Genomic DNA, 17,079 nt, shown 5'->3' with positions numbered 1-17,079 from the left:
ATTTGTAACTTGCAGGAAATTAGAACAAGAGATTTATGATTTATAATTCCATAATTGAAACCATTGGAAATACCCCGCTAGTAAGACTTAATAAGGTCAATAAAGGCATCAAAGGTGAGATTCTTGTCAAGGTGGAGTATTTCAATCCAGGAAATTCCATGAAAGACCGAATGGCCATCAAAATGGTGGAGGATGCCGAGATTGCCGGGATTTTGAAGCCTGGAGGGACCATCATTGAGGGTACAAGTGGCAACACCGGAATGGGATTGGCGCTTGCTGCGATCGTCAAAGGATACAAATGTATCTTCACGATGGCCGACAAGCAGTCAAAGGAAAAAATAGATATTCTTAAAGCAGTAGGTGCCGAAGTCATTGTTTGTCCAACCAATGTGGCTTCTGATGATCCAAGGTCCTATTACTCTGTTGCGAAAAAATTGAACCAGGATATTCCAAATTCTTTCTATCCCAATCAATACGACAATCTCTCCAATTGGAAAGCTCATTATGAAACCACGGGTCCTGAAATCTGGAAGGATTCTGAAGGGAAAATCACCCATTACGCAGCTGGAGTGGGCACCGGTGGGTCCATGTCTGGAACGGCCAAATTCTTGAAAGAACAAAACCCCGAGGTCATCACTGTTGGGATCGATACTTACGGATCGGTTTTCAAAAAATATAAGGAAACCGGTGTATTCGACGAAAATGAAATTTATCCTTACCTGACAGAAGGCATCGGAGAAGACATTCTTCCCAAAAACGTTGATTTTTCCTTGATTGACCATTTTGTCAAAGTAACCGATAAGGATGCCGCCATCATGACCCGAAGACTGTCCAGGGAAGAAGGTTTGTTTGTGGGCTGGTCTTGTGGATCTGCAGTTCATGGCGCTTTGGAGTATGCGAAGGAAAACCTGAAGGAGGGCGATCGGATGGTTATCATTTTGCCGGATCATGGCACACGATATCTCGGTAAGGTGTACAATGATGAGTGGATGCGAAACCACGGTTTTCTTGAAAACAAATTCTCTGGAACGGCAAGGGAGATCATCTCATCCAGAAATGGAAGCTACCAACTTATCGTCAGCAACAAATCAGACAAAGTAAAAGATGCCATCGCATTGATGAACGGCAAAAGTGTTTCCCAAATCCCGGTGATGGAAGATGGGAATGTGGTGGGCAGTATTACCGACAACAAGCTCTTGGCCAAAATTATCCTCAACCCTGAACTTAAAGATGCCAACGTATCGGAAGTGATGGAAGATTCGATGAAGTTCGTGGCATTGGACAGTACTTTGGATGTGCTTTCTTCGATGCTGGACAAAGAAAAAGCCATCTTGGTACGCGATGAAAACCATCAGATTCATATCATCACCAAGCATGATATCTTGGAGGCGATTACCAAATAGAAAATCAAATAGCGAAAAATAGATGGGCAAAGTCTTTTCCTATAGAATTTAACCCCAAGTGTTTTTAGTAAACGATCTGAAATGTGAACGCCGAGGATAATTGGTTTGTAGTATTGACTATAACTTGACTATTCTCGGCGTTTTTTTGTGAAACAAACTGAATTATGAGTAAAGAGAAACTTGACGTTCTGATTGCAAAAGGCTACGATTTTGACATCAAAGAGGCATTTGAAAAAGCATGGCAATTGTTTCTGGCGCAGCCCGTATTGAGTATTTCCTATACTTTGCTCATCCTTTCCATTCAGCTCCTTTTTGTGGTGTATTTGAAGGACTTTACCTTGTTGTACAGTATTCTGTTGGCGCCCCCATTCTTTTCAGGATTCTATTTGGCCGCCAATAAAATCAATCAAAACCAGCCCGTGATCTATCCTGATTTTTTCAGGGGATTTATGTTTTTCTTGCCGGTGGTTTCCATTTGGCTGATCGGTCAGATCCTGACGTTTTTTGGCATTGTGTTGTTGGTGATCCCGGGAATATATCTGATGGTGGCTTATAGCTTTGCTGTATTGATGGCAATATTTGGTGGGTTTGATTTCTGGAATGCCTTGGAGGCCAGCAGAAAGCTGATTACCGTGAGGTGGTGGAAATTCTTTTTGCTGACCTTGATCCTGATTGTCATGAATTTTCTCGGATTGTTGCTTTTTGGGATGGGTCTATTGGTTACTGTCCCTATGACTTTCTATGTTACCTATGTGATTTTTGAGGACCTGACCAAAGATGTTTTCTCAGAATAGATTTTCTTTCGCCATTGTTTTATTTTTCGATCTGAAATTCTAAATTGCTGATATGAAGCAATTTAAAAAAATCGGTTTTTACAGCGCATTTATACTGCCTATTCTTCTGGTTGCGGGATTTTATTTGGGGGGATTGAATCTGCTTCTGATCCATGGGTTTGTTTTTATGGTCGTACCCCTGATGGATTTTTTGATCAGCAAAGACAAAGCAAACCTCCCTGCAAACGAAATTTCTCCAGCTTCCAAAGCACGGTTTTACAGATTGGTTACCTATTTCTGGGTCTTTGTTCAAGTGGGGATATTGGTCTGGGGATTTTATGTCGTTTCTCAATTTTCGATGTCACTGGGGAGGTGGATTGCCTTTGTCACTGGAATGGCCTTGGTGACCGGTGGAGTGGGGATTACCGTCGCCCATGAACTCGGCCACAAGCAAGACCCTTTGCAGCAATTCTATGCAAAAATTCTTCTGATGACCGTTTGTTACATGCATTTTATCGTCGAGCACAATCGTGGACATCATGTCCGGGTGGCCACGCCTGCTGACCCCGCAACAAGTAGGTTTGGGGAAAGCTTCTATCGCTTTTGGGGCAGGTCGGTCATTGATGGCTTTCGCAGCGCCATTCAACTGGAGAAGGAGCGTTTGTCCAAAAAGAATTTGTCCGTTTGGTCTGCACAAAACCAGATGTTCCAGTTTGTACTTCTGCCTGTTCTTTTCGTAGGGATTTTTACCCTTGGGTTTTCGGTTTGGCAAGAAAGGTTGGTGTGGGAAATCCCAGTATTTTTCTTTGCCCAGAGCTTTTTTGCATTCAGCCTGCTGGAGTTGGTCAACTATATCGAGCACTATGGGATGGAAAGAAAAATCCTGGAAAATGGTCGCTATGAAAGAGTAACGGCCTTGCATTCCTGGAACGCAAGCCATGTCGTGAGCAATTTCCTGTTGTTTCAGCTGCAGCGGCACTCCGACCACCATGCCAATGCTTATAAACCCTATCAGATTCTCAATCATCACGAGGAAAGCCCCCAATTGCCCAGTGGCTATTCCGCAATGATCATCCTGGCCTTGTTTCCTCCATTATGGTTCAGAGTAATGGACAGACGCTTGGTGGATTGGAAGGAGAAAATTGGGGTTTGATTTTTTTTTTAATCCAACAGGAAATTGTTCAGAAAACTGCTTTTTAAGGTCATCCAAACAAAGAAAAACAACAATCCCCAAAAGAGATACGAGCGGTAATAGTCCACTGTTTCCTTGTATCGGGATTCTATAATTTCTGCTTTCTCCAGATTGTTGATTTGCGAAAAAATCTGGTCCAAAGCATCGTCATCCGATGCCCTGAAGAAGTCACCTTTTCCGATTTTTGAAATCTCACGGAGGGTGGTCTCATCGAGATAACTCTCGATCATCTGCGTTCTTCCAAAGAAATCAACTCCATAAGGCACCATGCCGTCTTTACCGACCGCAATGGTGTAGATTTTGATGTCCATTGCCGCTGCCAGATCAGCTGCGAAAATAGGGTCCACGTTCCCGGCATTGTTTTCCCCATCACTGAGAAGGATCATTACCTTTGATTTGGATTCCGATTCCCGCATTCTGTTGGTGCCAGCGGCAATCGCACTTCCGATGGCAGTACCCTTGGCATCCATCATGTTGAAAGAGACTTCCTTGATCAGGTCAGTGAGCAGGGCGTAATCTGTCGTCAAAGGAGCCAACGAATAGGCTTCTCCCGAAAAAATCACCATGCCGATTCTATCTCCAAATCGCCCGTTGATAAATTGAATGGCCGTTTCCTTGGCGGCCTCCAAGCGATTTGGTTTGAAATCCTGAAGGTCCATGGACTCTGAAATATCCAACACAATCATGATATCGATTCCTTCCGTGTATTGCTCCACTTTTTCGTTGGTGCGCTGTGGTCTTGCCAGTGCGATGACCACCATCCAAAGCGAGAGTATGAAAAACAAGGTTGGGATCAGGCGGAGGTAAGTCCAAGGATTGTTTTGAGACACACTTCCGGGAAGTGAAAGTTCCAGAACTGGGTTCTTAAGGAATTTGATGAATTTCCGGAGGACCAAGAGCAATGGGACTGCCCACAGCAAATGGAGCGCCCATAAATTTTCCCAATCAAAGGATTTCAAAGTTTCAGGAAGGAACCAATACAAAGAAAAAAAATCTAGAATATCACTTCCTCTCATCGCGTTCCACTATTTTTTGTTGATAGGTTTGGGTACAGATCCCCTTTAGGTTTTTGCAGGCTTCCTCTATGTTTTGGCCGCCTTTTCCTGCATAGATGATCATTTCTATTTCCCTGAAATCTTTGATGATTTCTTTGTTTTCCAGGAAATCAGAAATTTCTACAGTTGTCCATTCTCTGAAAGGCTTGTTTTTCAGATGTTCCATATAGGTTTTCCAAAGACTCAAGAGTTCATCCGCATGGCTCATGTCGGAATGGGAAGCAAACGATTTTTCCGCGTTTTCCCATCTTTTAAGGAAACGTTTGTACTTTCTTTTCTCCATCCAAATGATCCATTGTCTCCGGATCGGTTTTCTCAAAAACAACAAAGAGACGATAGCCAAAGCTAGCACGATGGCCAAAATCAGAAATAAAACTGGATAGTTGAAATCAGTAGCGATAGGTTGATACACATTGTTGTCCTGAAATGCCAATTGTTCAGGCAAAGGAGCAATCATGAGTTTCAAAGCAAGTCCTGCCTCTTCTGGATAGTGGGCTACGCTGTCATATTTAAGGACTTCAAAGACAGGCAGGGAAAATTTTCTGATCGGGTCCAACGAGAAGTTGGAAACAAAATACACGGCACTGTCTACCGTGACATTGTTTTTGGTGTGTGAAATGTATGTTTTTTTCTCCAAAAAGGCCATGGAGCCGAAATCAAAAGTAGAGTCGGGAAATATCAAATTTGTTTGTTGGCTGTAGGAAGCTTTGAGGACATAGGCCACACGCTCGCCGAGTTTTGCAGAATCCTGCATAAAATAGCCTTCCACTTTCAATTCCTGTGCAGGAGCCAAATTGGAAATCAGAAGAAATGCGAAACTTATTATTATAAATTGGAGCTTAGCCACGTTTCATCGATTTGTTACGGTACTTGAACATTTCTATCAAAGGACCGACGATATCCTGCTGGGTGTCGATGGCGAGATAGTTGATCTGGTTCTTTTTGCAAAGTTCTTTTAAATGTTCCCTTTCCGTGGTAAAGGTCTGGGATATTTTTTTGGAGAAACCTCCAAATGCAGTGTTGACCCAAGTGGTCCGGCCTTCCTCTTTGTCATAGACGGGGATAATCCCCAAAGAAGGGAGCAGCGATTCCCTGGGATCGGTCAATTGGATGGCCACCAAATCGTGTTTTTCGGCTAAGGCCTTGAAAGGGCGCTCGTACCCCTCATCAATGAAATCGGAAATGACGATGATGATGCTTCTCTTTTTGATCAGGTTGAGACCAAAGGTAAACATTTCTTTGAGGTTGGTTTTAAGGGATTTGTTTTGGTGGTTAAATATTCCCTGGATCATCTTCACACCTTGTTTTGGACCTTTTCCGGGGAGCAAAATATTTTCTTTCTGATCAGAATAAGAAATGAGGCCCACTTGGCTTCCTTCAAAAATGGCAGCCAAAGTCAACACTCCCGCAATTTCCTTTCCCAAGTCAATCTTCTTCCTTCCGTCTTCCCCAATGTCTTGTGAACCACTGATATCCAGTAAAAAATAGACCGATTGGTCCTTGTCTTCCTTGAAGGTTTTTACAAATGTGCCGTGGCCTTTTGCGGATACTTTCCACTCAATTGTCCTCACATCATCCCCATATTGGTAGGGTCTCAAATCATCGAATTCCAAACCTGCGCCCTTGAAAATGGATTGGTAATCTCCCTGAAGGTGATTATTGGCCACCTTTCGGATCATGATTTCGTATTTTCGCAGTTTTTTGAGGAGTTGATTCATTGGTTTGGTTTTCGGATGCGTAATTTAGCAGGATAGGTCGAATAATAAAAAGAGTAATGGTGAAGGCTTGTCTTTTATTTCACGGAATTGGCTAATTTTGGAACGTGAAAAATCTCAAAATCATATTCATATGCATCTTCTTTCTCGTCGGTTGTGGAAAAAACCGACCACCCGTAGGAATCTTGGGGGAGGATAAAATGGTCGATATCTTGATCGATATCCATTTGGCCGAAGGGCTCGTGAGTACTTTCCCCATTCCGTATGATTCCTCCAGAAAGCTCTACCCATATTTGGAAACCGAAGTTTTTTCCAAACATCAGGTCCCGGATAGTGTTTTCACACAAAGTTTGGAATACTATATGAGGGATCCTGCAATTATGGACAGATTGTATGCAAGGACCATTGATTCCTTGAACGTTTACGAAAAAGTAGGAAATCTAAAATCGACAGATGCTTTACCCGAATAACTTAGAAGAGAAGATTAATTTTTCGAAAATAAAAGAGCTGATCAAAAACGATTGTACAAGTTCTTTGGGAAGGGGTTTTGTCGACAAGATGAATTTCTCCAAGGATTTCAACTTGGTTACCAAGCTGCTCGATCAAACCCAAGAATTCAAAAAAATACTCGTGTCGGGAGAAGCTTTCCCTTCCTCCAACTATACAGATGTTTATCCATATTTGGAAAAAGCCAAGATTGAGGGGACTTTCCTGTACGAAGATGAATTCCATGAGATTAAACTTTCCCTTTTCACCTTAAAAGGATGCATGGACTTTTTCAACAAGCATGCGGAGGAGTACCCAAACCTCTTTCAGCTTCTTGGCTTGGTCAATATGGATCAAACGCTTTTAAAAGCCATCGAGCGTATCATTGACGAAAAGGGGAAAATCAGGAACAATGCTTCCAAGGAATTGTCCCTGATCAGGGCACAGATCATTTACGAGGAGAGTCGTTTAAGAAAAGTATTGGACAGCATCTTTAGGGATGCACGGTCCAAAGGATACACGCCTGAAGACGCCTCCGTCACCATCAGGGGAGGCAGAATGGTGATCCCGGTATTGGCCGAGAGCAAAAGGAAAATCAAGGGTTTTATCCATGATGAATCCGCCACCGGACAAACCGTCTATATGGAACCGGCCGAAGTGCTCGACATCAACAATGAGCTCAAGGACTTGGAATACATGGAAAAGCGGGAGATCCAAAGGATCCTTATGGCGCTCACAGATACGCTCAGGCCTTTCATCTCGGAATTGAGAAGGGCTTTTTATTTCTTGGGAATGGTGGATTTTATCCGTGCCAAAGCAAAATTCGCCATCAAAACCGATTCACACAGGCCTATTTTGGAAAAGGCCAAGCTGATCGATTGGTACAATGCAAGGCACCCACTCTTGGAGTTTGCGCTGAAAGAGCAGGGAAAAAAAATTGTTCCATTGAATGTTCAACTGGATCACAACAGACGTTTGCTGGTGATTTCGGGGCCAAATGCGGGAGGGAAGTCAGTGACGCTCAAGACCGTTTCCATCATCCAATTCATGCTGCAGTGTGGCCTATTGATCCCCGTTGATCCGCATTCCAAATGCACTTTGTTCGATAATTTCTTCATTGATATTGGAGATGAACAAAACATCGAGAATGACCTGAGTACCTACAGTTCTCATTTGATGAGCATGAAGTATTTCACCCAGTTTGCCGATAAGAAAACGATTTTCTTCATCGATGAATTTGGTACCGGTACCGAGCCGCTTTTCGGTGGGGCCATCGCGGAAGCAATTCTGTTGGCTTTGAATAAATTGGGGGCTTATGGTATCGTGACCACCCACTATGGGAATCTCAAGGAAATCGCCTCAAAAAACCAGGGTTTGGTCAATGGCGCGATGCGTTACGATGTGGATAAATTGGAGCCGCTCTATCAACTCGACATTGGCAAACCGGGCAGTTCCTTTGCCTTGGAAATTGCTTCCAAAATCGGAATCTCCAAAGATATCATTGCCTATGCCAAGGAAAATATTGGAGAAGAAAGGGTACGGTATGACAAAATGCTCAACAAACTTGAAAATGAAAAGACCAAATACGAACAGTTGGTCATCGAAAACGAGAAAAAGGAAAGACTGCTCCAGCAGCGGATGAAAGAGTACCATCAGCTGAAGGAAACCATCGAGACCAATAAAAAGCAATATATCCAAGAAGCGAAAGCCGAAGCCAAGGCACTCTTGGATGATGTCAACAAACAGATCGAGGCGACCATCCGAACCATCAAGGAAAACAAAGCGGACAAGGAAGCAACCAAAAAGGCCAGGCTTGAGCTGGAGGAACTGAAAGTCAAAATCAAACCTGAAAAAACCGTGGTGCTTACGCCCGAGATCAAGGTGATAGGCGGAGAAATCAATGTTGGTGATTTTGTTAGGCTAAAGGACAACGGCGCCGTGGCGGAAGTTTTGGCACTGAAAAACAAGGAGGTGGAAATCAGCATTGGGGAATTGAAGTCAAACGTAAAGTTGAGCCGTTTGGAGAAAATTTCGCACGCTGAGGTGAAAAAGGAGAAGAAAGCTTATTCGAAGCGAATTGGCTATGATACCAACGAAAAGATGATGGCGTATTCCACCAATTTGGATATACGTGGAAAAAGGGTGGAGGAAATACTCCCCATCATCCAGACCTTCATTGATGAAGGATACATGCTGGGGATGAAAGAACTCAGAATAGTCCATGGGAAGGGCAACGGCGTGCTCAAGGACATTACACGCAATCTATTGCGCAACATGAATCAAGTCAGTAGGATGGACGATGAACATGCCGACAGGGGAGGTGCAGGGGTCACAGTGGTACAGATGAAATAAAAAAAGGAGCCATCAGCTCCTTTTTTTATTTCGATATATTGTCTTTTCTGCATATCCGCAATACTACCGGTAGATGCTGAAATTCAGATGATCCTTTGCAGAAACCTTAATTAGAGGTTTCTTCCGGCTTCCGGCTTCCATCCCTTTTATTAAAAAATTGATTTTACTGGCACAGTCGCGGACGATCAAAATGTCTTTTATTTTCTCTTCAGGGTAAATGTATACGACCCAGCAACGGCATTGCTGCGTAAATTTCTTCCGCTTGGTACAGCGATACTGAAATTCAAAATCAAATCATTTCCCGTTCGGGTAAAGGATATTTCATTTCCAGCCACTGGCTGGCTTCCGCTCAGTCGGATTTTATCAAAATTATCTCCTACAAAAGTCCAGTTTCCATTGTTGTCAAAAAGACTGTTGTTGTTGACTGTTGCGTAGGTTTTACTGCTTGCATTTGTTGTAAATTGGATTTCGAAGGTTTGATAAATGCTTGTCTCAGACCTGCCATCCCTTACCACGGATCCACCCCCAGCAATCGTCCAAGCAATGGAGGATGTTCCTGCGAGATCTTCGATTGCCAATTGTTCTGTGGTTTTGCTCGGGGTAGGCTCATCCTTTTTTTCTTTGCAGGAAATCATTCCAATTCCTAACACAGCAATCAATAATAAACCAAGGATGGACTTTTGCATTTTGGGTGAAATTTGGTGTCTGGTAAATTTAAACAATAGGTTGAATAATCAAATACTTTGTTTGATCTTATACTCTTCAACATTGATGTGGTTTTGGCAGAAAGTATATTCTTTGGCATCATTGGAACAAACCAGGATGGTTCTTTCTTTTCCAAATTCCTTCACCATATCCAAATACCAATTTATCCCTCTTTCGTCTAGGTTGGAGGTGGGTTCATCCAACAAAACGAAAGGAGCATCCGAGAAAAAACAAAGACCGATTTTGAGTCTTTGTTTCATGCCTGATGAAAACTGGCTGATCGGCTTGTTTTGATGCTCTTTCAGGAACATGTTCTCCATCATTTTATCGAAGCTGATGTTTTCAATGATTTTTTTGAATTTGAAGTGGAACCTTAAAAGTTCTATCAAAGTAAATTCTTCAGGCAGTTCCAAATAGGGTGCGCTGAGGACCAAATGCCGATAAATTTCAGCATCCGGAATTTGGATTCCCTTCAAAAAATAGGTGATTTTGCCTTCAGTGGTTGGGATCAATCCTGAAATGCATTTTAACAAGGTGGATTTACCCGAACCATTGCTCCCTCTGATAGCGGTTTTTGATCCGGCAGCGAGATCCAAAGTGATGTTTTTGAAAATCCATTCGTATTGGAATCTTTTGGATGCTTCCTGCATCTTGATTTCCAACATGTCTTAATTGATGTATCCTTTCATAACACCTCTTTCGGATGAACGGATGAAGTTCACGATTTCATCTCTTTCCTTGGTAGCGGGCAGATTGACTTCTATTTCCTCTAGGGCGCGACTGTTGTTTAGGCTGTTTAGGAAAAGATACCTATAAACCTCCTGGATATGGCTGATGGATTCATTGGAAAACCCTCTTCTTCTCAATCCCAAACTGTTGACACCGGCATAGCTTAATGGCTCTCTTGCAGCTTTGGTGAAGGGTGGTACATCTTTTCGGACCAAGGATCCACCTGATATCATGGAGTGCATGCCTACCTTTACAAATTGATGAATGGCACTGCTGCCACCTACGATTGCCCAGTCATCCACGGTGACGTGTCCAGCTACCTGCACTGCATTTGCAATGATCACATTGTTTCCGATCAAACAATCGTGTGCGATGTGTACATAGGCCATCAAAAGACAGTTGGCTCCTATTTTGGTCGTTCTTTTGTCAATGGTGCCACGACTAATAGTGACACACTCACGGATGGTGGTATTGTCCCCGATTTCGACAGTAGAATCCTCACCTTGGAATTTTAAATCCTGAGGTATGGCAGAAATGACTGATCCAGGAAAAATTTTACAGTTTTTACCGATTCGGGCTCCTGGATAGATGGTCACGTTCGAGCCAATCCAAGTTCCTTCACCGATCACGACATTGTCATGGATCATGGTGAAAGGATCTATTTGGACTCCGTTTTCCAAAATTGCGCCTTCATGGACATGTGAGAGTTTGTTGATCATGATTCTTTTCTAACGATACTTGCTGTCATAACGGCTTCGCAAACAAGAGTATTGCCGACGTATGCTTCTCCTTTCATTTTAGCGATACCTCTTCTAATGGGAGCCAATAGTTCGCATTTGAATACCAATGTGTCTCCCGGAAGTACCATTTTCCTGAATTTGCAATTTTCAATTCCCAGAAAATAAGTCCAATAATTTTCAGGATCCGGAACGGTGCTCAACACCAATATGCCACCGGTCTGGGCCATTGCCTCTACCTGCAAAACGCCGGGCATAATCGGGTTATTGGGAAAGTGCCCCATGAAAAAGGGTTCATTGATGGTGACGTTTTTTACTCCAGCCACCACGGTTTCATCTAAATAGATGATTTTATCCAAAAGCTGAAAAGGGTATCTATGCGGTAAAATCTCGCTGATCTGGTTGATATCCATCACAGGAGGCAACTTGGGGTCATAATGTGGAATATGGCTTGGTCCTGCCTTTTCCATTGCTCTTTTGATTTTTTTGGCAAAGGCCACGTTTGCAGCATGTCCTGGTCTGGCAGCCAAAATCTGGGCCTTCAGCGGTCTTCCGACCAAGGCCAAATCTCCAACCACATCCAATAATTTATGTCTTGCGGGTTCGTTTTTGTAACGGAGTTCGACATTGTTTAGGATTCCTTCTTTGCGGACTTCAACTTTTTCTTTGTTGAACATTTTGGCCAAATGGGCCAATTCTTTTTCCTCGACGACTCGGTCCACGACCACGATGGCATTGTTGAGGTCTCCACCCCGAATGAGGTTTTGGTTGTAGAGCATCTCCAATTCATGGAGAAAACAAAAAGTGCGGCAGGAGGAGATTTCCGATTTGAATTGACTGATGTCGGTAATGGAAGCATGCTGACTTCCCAAAACTGGTGAATTGTAATCGACCATCACAGTGACTCTGTAATCGTCCAAGGGCAATGCGGCCATTTCCACCTCTCTGGCTGCATCTCTATACGTGATGCTTTCGGGAACTTCAAAAAATCGCCTCAGGGCATTTTGTTCTTCCAGTTCGGCTTCCTCCAAAATCTCAATGAATTTTATGGAGGATCCATCCAAAATTGGAGGTTCTGGCCCATCCAGCTGAATCAATACATTGTCAATCTCCATGCCGACCAAAGCCGCCAAGACATGTTCTACAGTGAATACCCTTGCTCCACTTTGTTCTAAAGTAGTCCCTCTGGAGACATCGACCACATTGTCTACATCGGCATCAATGATTGGCCGACCTTCTAAATCTATCCTTTGGAATTTATAGCCGTGATTGGGGGGGGCAGGCATAAAAGTCATATTGGAAATCACCCCGGTATGGAGGCCTACGCCCGATAAAGTGACTTGTTTTTTAATGGTATGTTGTTTTACCCTCATAGGTATGCAATTCTTACAGAAAATTTTGAAAACGTAAATTTATAGTTTTTTTTCCAGTTCTTTTAATTTGTCTTGAAGCTGGGGCAGATTTTTGAAAACTGCATAGGACTTCAGGAAGCTTTTGAAGTCAAAACCCATGTATCCCAAAATGGTCTGTCCGCTCTTTTCGATGGATTTGCTGATGCCTGTGTTGGCACCGATGTTGGTGTAATCCGCAATTTTTAAATGCCCGACGATTCCGGCTTTACCTCCGATCATACAGTTTTTTCCGATTTCGGTAGAGCCAGAGATTCCTGCCTGCGCGGCGATGACGGTATTTTCTCCGATGATCACATTGTGCGCTATCTGCACCATGTTGTCGATTTTGGCTCCTTTTTTTATGATTGTCGAACCCATGGTGGCCCGGTCTATGGTGGAATTGGCCCCAACACTGACATTGTCCTCTATAATGACATTTCCGATTTGGGGAATTGCTTTGAAGGTACCGTCTTCCATTGGAGCAAAGCCAAAACCATCCGAACCGATCACCACTCCTGGGTGGAATTCACAATTGTTCCCTATTTGACTGTCATTGCAAATCTTCACGCCGGGGTGAAAAATACAATTGTCACCGATGGTGACATTGTCTCCAATATATACTTGGGAATGTATTTTGACATTGTTTCCAATCTTGGAATTCTTTCCAATAGACGAAAAAGCACCTCTGTAAAAACCCTCCCCGATTGTGCTGCTTTCATCCATGTAACAGGGTTGGGTAGTGCCTGTCAGCTGCATTTTTGTGATTTGGGAATAGGCTTCCAATAATTGGGTAAAACCCACATAGGCATTTTTAACCCTGATTAATGTCGGTTTGATGGCTTTATTGGGAGTGAAGTTTTCTGAGACGATGATCGCTGAACAATCTGTCTCGTAAACGTAATTTTCGTATTTCTCATTTGAAAAAAAACTGATTCCACCTGGCTTTCCTTCTTGGATCTTGTCCAGCCTGTTTACTTTTATATTTCCTTCTCCTTCTACCTTTCCATTTATGAGTAAAGCAACCTGATCGATGGTGAATTCCATATTCAATAATATTATTTATAGTCTACAAAGTTAAATTTTTAGCGCGACAGACATAATGTTTTTTGACAATTTTACTCATTGCCTTGATATTTGGAAGGTCGGCGGCTTGGGCCAAATCTATGATTTGACCCTTCTTGGTCAGTATCAAAATCCGTTCCTTGGCCACGTATGCATGGTTGCTGATGGATCCGTGATTGAAAAAATAGGGGAGATCTGATTCATCAATGTTAAGGTTTTTTAAGGTTTTTTCCCTCATTCCCTCCAGCTCTTCCTCTTGGAAGGCATCGTTGCTCAGGTTGATTTTGAATAAATTCCTGTGCAGAAACATCTGGGAAATATTCTTGATTACATAATCATCGTTGTTTTTCCACAGTTTGATCGCACCCCAAATGTCGAAATCATCAAGCGCCAAAAACATCTTGAGAAGTGCGTCTGAGTTTTTGAAATCTTCCAAGGTATAATCATGGTCCAAGAAATGGGTGAATTCCTCGGTTCCCGAAAGCCTAGTTCCAGCTTGTTGCACATGTTTTCCTCGTTTGATCAAATTGATCAGCATTTTTTCGGCGCTGACGGTGGTTTTGTGGAGATAAACCTGCCAATACATCAGCCTTCGGGCATTCAGGAAATTCTCAATGCTGTAAATACCCTTTTCTTCGACCACCAGTTGATCGTTTTTGATATCCATCATTTTGATGATTCTGTCAGCCCCAATGGTGCCTTCAGAAACGCCCGTAAAAAAACAATCACGCTGGAGATAATCCAGTCGATCAATGTCCAGCTGGCTGGAAACGAGCTGATGAAAGAATTTTCTTTCATAAAGATTCTTAAAAATCCGCAGGGCCAAGTCAAGTTGGCCATTGAATTGCCTGTTGAGTAGATCGATCACCAAAAGGGAAAGGGACTCATGTGGAATGTCCTTGAGAAGGCTGAATTCCAGTGCGTGGGAAAATGGACCATGTCCAATATCATGGAGCAAAATGGCAATAAGTGCAGCTTCGTATTCTTTGTCGCTGATTTCGTTACCTTTATTCCTGAGGTTGTCCAAAGTGATGCTCATCAGGTGCATGGCACCGATGGCGTGGTGAAATCTGGTGTGAAGCGCGCCTGGATAGACGAAATCAGTTAAACCCAGTTGTTTGATCCGACGTAACCTTTGAAAGTAGGGATGATCGATGATTGAAAAAATCAATTCACTGGGAATGGTAATGAACCCATAAACAGGATCATTCAATATTTTAGTGCTTTTCAATGTCTTCGACATTTGATTGAACTCAAAAGTAATTATAATTTTAAGAGAAATAAACCAAATTTTATGCAAAAATATAAAATCCTGTGGGCGGACGACGAAATTGATCTTCTAAAGCCCCATATACTTTTTCTCGAGCAGCGAGGCTATGAGATCACGACCGTCAACAGCGGTCTTGATGCCATAGAAATGGTTGAAAATGAAAATTATGACGTAATATTTTTGGATGAAATGATGCCGGGCATGACAGGCCTGGAGACTCTTCAACAAATCAAACTGACAAAGGCGCATATTCCAGTCGTGATGATCACCAAAAGTGAGGAAGAACACATTATGGAAGATGCCATTGGAGGTAAAATAGCAGATTACCTCATCAAACCGATAAATCCCAACCAAATACTTTTGTCGGTTAAAAAAATCCTACAAAACAAACAGCTGATCTCCGAAAAGACCAACCTTTCCTACCGACAGGATTTCAGGAACATCAGCATGGCCTGTGATGAAGCCACCTCCCATCAGGAATGGACGGATATCTACAAAAAGATAACGTATTGGGAATTAGAGATCGATAAGACCGAAAACAAAAGTATGCGGGAGGTTTTGGAAACCCAAAAAATCGAGGCAAACGCTGCATTTGCAAAGTTTATCAAGGCCAATTACATCGATTGGATCAATGATCCAAAGGTGGACAAACCCATTTTGTCCCATAAATTGATGAAAGAAAAGGTTTTCCCACACATTGTTCCGGGTAAACCCCTGTTTTTTGTAGTGATTGATAACCTCAGATTGGACCAATGGGAGGTTCTGGAGCCTCTGATAAATGAATATTTCATTACCAAAGAGGAAGGTACTTATTTCAGTATTTTGCCAACGACCACAGCATTTTCAAGGAATGCATTGTTTAGCGGCATGATGCCTTCGGATATGGCGAGGTTTCATCCAGATCTTTGGGAAGGCGAGGATACCGACGAAGGAAAAAACAACAATGAGGAGGAGTTTTTGGGAGAGAATCTTCACAAAAATAAATTGAATATCAAGTTTAGTTACCATAAAGTGCTTCAGGTCCATCAGGGAAAAGTAATATTAGACCAGTTTCACAATTTATTGACCAACGACCTGAATGTGGTGGTCTATAATTTTGTGGACATGATGTCACATGCCCGGACCGACATGAAGATGATCCGAGAATTGGCACCTGACGAATCCGCTTACCGTTCCTTGACCAAAAGTTGGTTTGAGCATTCCACTCTTTTTGACCTCTTCAAAAAAATCCATGATGTGGGAGCAGAAGTGATCGTGACCACCGATCACGGCACGAAGAGAGTAAATCGACCCTACAAAATCATCGGGGATAAGAACATCACCACGAACCTGAGATACAAACAAGGCAAAAATCTAAACTTTGAAAGTGGTAAGGTCTTCGAGATCCATAGACCGGAAGATGCCAAACTCCCAAAATTTAATGTCTCGACAAGTTATGTTTTTGCCGTAGAAGATTATTTCTTTGCATATCCAAACAATTACAATTATTACGTAAATTACTACAAGGATACATTTCAGCACGGCGGTGTATCTTTGGAAGAAATTATTTTACCGGTAGTCCACTTGGTGCCAAAGAAAAATTAATTTGAAAAATATTTATTGTCAAGATATTGAAGACCTTCCTGAGGTTGCCAAAAAGCTCGTTGAAATTTGTAAAAATCAACCGATCTGGGTGTTTAAGGGAAGAATGGGGGCAGGCAAAACCACGCTCATCAAGGCAGTCGGAGAAGTTTTTGGGATACATGAATTGATCTCAAGCCCAACTTTTTCGCTTGTCAATGAATATCAAAATGATCTGGGTGAGATTTTCTATCATTTCGATTTTTACAGAATCGAGGATCCTACCGAAATTTTGGAGGTTGGGATCGATGAATATTTCTTTAGTGGACATTATTGTTGGATAGAATGGGCGGAAAGAATTCCTGAATATATTCCAGAATCTTTTATGCTGATCAATATTGAGACGGAAGAGGAAGGCGGGAGAAAAATTACCATACATCAAATAGAAAATGGGAAAGATCATGGTTGAGGTGACCGAAGCGGTAGGGGTATATCCAAAAGAAGCAGTGGCAAAAGTGAAAAAATCCAAAAATTCACTCCTCATCGGATTGCCCAGAGAGACAGCTGCCCAAGAAAAGCGGGTACTGTTGACCCCTGAAGCGGTCTCACTCCAGGTAAACAACGGCCTTAAGGTGTTGGTCGAAACACT

Annotated in this window: 16 protein-coding genes and 1 pseudogene; 8 read left to right on the top strand and 9 right to left on the bottom strand. The window is 42.6% G+C overall.

The genetic code is table 11. From position 1 onward, the window contains the following. Positions 1–35 precede the first annotated feature (35 nt). The 3 genes from Q7J63_RS15905 to Q7J63_RS15895 all read left to right on the top strand — a co-directional run bounded on the left by Q7J63_RS15905 (position 36) and on the right by Q7J63_RS15895 (position 3,329). On the top strand, positions 36–1,403 hold the full coding sequence (locus Q7J63_RS15905; RefSeq protein WP_304887548.1) for a cystathionine beta-synthase: 1,368 nt from the start codon (positions 36–38) through the stop codon (positions 1,401–1,403). 164 nt (positions 1,404–1,567) lie between these two features. Then, complete coding sequence (locus tag Q7J63_RS15900) at positions 1,568–2,197, top strand: hypothetical protein (RefSeq protein WP_019597986.1); 630 nt, start codon at positions 1,568–1,570, stop codon at positions 2,195–2,197. Between the two features lie 52 nt (positions 2,198–2,249). Beyond that, on the top strand, positions 2,250–3,329 hold the full coding sequence (locus Q7J63_RS15895) for an alkane 1-monooxygenase (protein ID WP_304887546.1): 1,080 nt from the start codon (positions 2,250–2,252) through the stop codon (positions 3,327–3,329). Between the two features lie 8 nt (positions 3,330–3,337). Here Q7J63_RS15895 and Q7J63_RS15890 read toward each other — a convergent pair whose 3' ends face one another. From Q7J63_RS15890 to Q7J63_RS15880, 3 genes are read right to left on the bottom strand one after another with little or no spacing between them, the layout of a single operon-like run. Next, positions 3,338–4,384, bottom strand: a complete 1,047-nt coding sequence (locus tag Q7J63_RS15890) for a VWA domain-containing protein (protein ID WP_019597984.1) — start codon at positions 4,382–4,384, stop codon at positions 3,338–3,340. After that, positions 4,371–5,270, bottom strand: coding sequence for a hypothetical protein (locus tag Q7J63_RS15885; RefSeq protein ID WP_304887542.1), 900 nt, complete (start codon positions 5,268–5,270; stop codon positions 4,371–4,373). Before Q7J63_RS15885 ends, Q7J63_RS15890 begins: the two co-directional genes overlap by 14 nt. Next, complete coding sequence (locus tag Q7J63_RS15880; protein ID WP_304887540.1) at positions 5,263–6,141, bottom strand: DUF58 domain-containing protein; 879 nt, start codon at positions 6,139–6,141, stop codon at positions 5,263–5,265. The genes Q7J63_RS15885 and Q7J63_RS15880 overlap by 8 nt, the downstream gene beginning before the upstream one ends. Positions 6,142–6,245: 104 nt before the next feature. On the opposite strand from Q7J63_RS15880, the gene Q7J63_RS15875 reads away from it, so the two are divergent. Both Q7J63_RS15875 and Q7J63_RS15870 read left to right on the top strand, forming a co-directional pair. Next, positions 6,246–6,608 carry a DUF4296 domain-containing protein gene (locus Q7J63_RS15875; RefSeq protein ID WP_304887538.1) on the top strand — a complete coding sequence of 121 codons (363 nt, stop codon included), beginning with the start codon at positions 6,246–6,248 and terminating at the stop codon, positions 6,606–6,608. After that, on the top strand, positions 6,592–8,976 hold the full coding sequence (locus Q7J63_RS15870; RefSeq protein ID WP_304887537.1) for an endonuclease MutS2: 2,385 nt from the start codon (positions 6,592–6,594) through the stop codon (positions 8,974–8,976). The genes Q7J63_RS15875 and Q7J63_RS15870 overlap by 17 nt, the downstream gene beginning before the upstream one ends. A 197-nt stretch (positions 8,977–9,173) precedes the next feature. On the opposite strand, the gene Q7J63_RS15865 is transcribed toward Q7J63_RS15870, so the two are convergent. The 6 genes from Q7J63_RS15865 to Q7J63_RS15840 are packed head-to-tail and all read right to left on the bottom strand — an operon-like array spanning position 9,174 to position 14,831. Then, complete coding sequence (locus tag Q7J63_RS15865) at positions 9,174–9,662, bottom strand: hypothetical protein (RefSeq protein ID WP_304887535.1); 489 nt, start codon at positions 9,660–9,662, stop codon at positions 9,174–9,176. 48 nt (positions 9,663–9,710) lie between these two features. Beyond that, complete coding sequence (locus tag Q7J63_RS15860; RefSeq protein ID WP_019597978.1) at positions 9,711–10,346, bottom strand: ABC transporter ATP-binding protein; 636 nt, start codon at positions 10,344–10,346, stop codon at positions 9,711–9,713. 3 nt (positions 10,347–10,349) lie between these two features. Further along, the gene (lpxA, locus tag Q7J63_RS15855; protein ID WP_019597977.1) at positions 10,350–11,129 is read right to left on the bottom strand and encodes an acyl-ACP--UDP-N-acetylglucosamine O-acyltransferase; all 780 of its coding nucleotides are present in this window, start codon (positions 11,127–11,129) and stop codon (positions 10,350–10,352) included. After that, the gene (locus Q7J63_RS15850) at positions 11,126–12,520 is read right to left on the bottom strand and encodes a bifunctional UDP-3-O-[3-hydroxymyristoyl] N-acetylglucosamine deacetylase/3-hydroxyacyl-ACP dehydratase (RefSeq protein ID WP_019597976.1); all 1,395 of its coding nucleotides are present in this window, start codon (positions 12,518–12,520) and stop codon (positions 11,126–11,128) included. Before Q7J63_RS15850 ends, lpxA begins: the two co-directional genes overlap by 4 nt. A 39-nt stretch (positions 12,521–12,559) precedes the next feature. Next, entirely contained in the window at positions 12,560–13,582 is a 1,023-nt protein-coding gene (lpxD, locus tag Q7J63_RS15845; protein WP_304887531.1) for a UDP-3-O-(3-hydroxymyristoyl)glucosamine N-acyltransferase, read from the bottom strand. A 22-nt stretch (positions 13,583–13,604) separates the two neighbouring features. Then, positions 13,605–14,831 carry an HD domain-containing protein gene (locus Q7J63_RS15840; protein ID WP_026333649.1) on the bottom strand — a complete coding sequence of 409 codons (1,227 nt, stop codon included), beginning with the start codon at positions 14,829–14,831 and terminating at the stop codon, positions 13,605–13,607. 63 nt (positions 14,832–14,894) lie between these two features. On the opposite strand from Q7J63_RS15840, the gene Q7J63_RS15835 reads away from it, so the two are divergent. The 3 genes and pseudogenes from Q7J63_RS15835 to Q7J63_RS15825 all read left to right on the top strand — a co-directional run. Further along, positions 14,895–16,454, top strand: coding sequence for a bifunctional response regulator/alkaline phosphatase family protein (locus tag Q7J63_RS15835; protein WP_019597973.1), 1,560 nt, complete (start codon positions 14,895–14,897; stop codon positions 16,452–16,454). Between the two features lies 1 nt (position 16,455). After that, positions 16,456–16,899 carry a tRNA (adenosine(37)-N6)-threonylcarbamoyltransferase complex ATPase subunit type 1 TsaE gene (tsaE, locus tag Q7J63_RS15830; protein WP_304887528.1) on the top strand — a complete coding sequence of 148 codons (444 nt, stop codon included), beginning with the start codon at positions 16,456–16,458 and terminating at the stop codon, positions 16,897–16,899. After that, positions 16,880–17,079, top strand: a pseudogene (locus Q7J63_RS15825) (alanine dehydrogenase); the annotation flags it as partial. The gene tsaE and the pseudogene Q7J63_RS15825, both read left to right, overlap by 20 nt.

It is taken from the genome of Rhodonellum sp. (assembly GCF_030656585.1).
GTDB classification, from domain to species: domain Bacteria; phylum Bacteroidota; class Bacteroidia; order Cytophagales; family Cyclobacteriaceae; genus Rhodonellum; species Rhodonellum psychrophilum.
Note: the sequence above shows the minus strand (reverse complement) of the source record. Positions and strands in the feature narration are given on the sequence as shown.

Bases quoted from the DNA above. Each gene is read 5' to 3' on its own strand.
- Q7J63_RS15905 (WP_304887548.1), top strand. From the start codon at position 36: ATGATTTATAATTCCATAATTGAAACCATTGGAAATACCCCGCTAGTA.
- Q7J63_RS15900 (WP_019597986.1), top strand. From the start codon at position 1,568: ATGAGTAAAGAGAAACTTGACGTTCTGATTGCAAAAGGCTACGATTTT.
- Q7J63_RS15895 (WP_304887546.1), top strand. From the start codon at position 2,250: ATGAAGCAATTTAAAAAAATCGGTTTTTACAGCGCATTTATACTGCCT.
- Q7J63_RS15890 (WP_019597984.1), bottom strand. From the start codon at position 4,384: ATGAGAGGAAGTGATATTCTAGATTTTTTTTCTTTGTATTGGTTCCTT.
- Q7J63_RS15880 (WP_304887540.1), bottom strand. From the start codon at position 6,141: ATGAATCAACTCCTCAAAAAACTGCGAAAATACGAAATCATGATCCGA.
- Q7J63_RS15870 (WP_304887537.1), top strand. From the start codon at position 6,592: ATGCTTTACCCGAATAACTTAGAAGAGAAGATTAATTTTTCGAAAATA.
- Q7J63_RS15865 (WP_304887535.1), bottom strand. From the start codon at position 9,662: ATGCAAAAGTCCATCCTTGGTTTATTATTGATTGCTGTGTTAGGAATT.
- Q7J63_RS15860 (WP_019597978.1), bottom strand. From the start codon at position 10,346: ATGTTGGAAATCAAGATGCAGGAAGCATCCAAAAGATTCCAATACGAA.
- lpxA (WP_019597977.1), bottom strand. From the start codon at position 11,129: ATGATCAACAAACTCTCACATGTCCATGAAGGCGCAATTTTGGAAAAC.
- Q7J63_RS15850 (WP_019597976.1), bottom strand. From the start codon at position 12,520: ATGAGGGTAAAACAACATACCATTAAAAAACAAGTCACTTTATCGGGC.
- lpxD (WP_304887531.1), bottom strand. From the start codon at position 13,582: ATGGAATTCACCATCGATCAGGTTGCTTTACTCATAAATGGAAAGGTA.
- Q7J63_RS15835 (WP_019597973.1), top strand. From the start codon at position 14,895: ATGCAAAAATATAAAATCCTGTGGGCGGACGACGAAATTGATCTTCTA.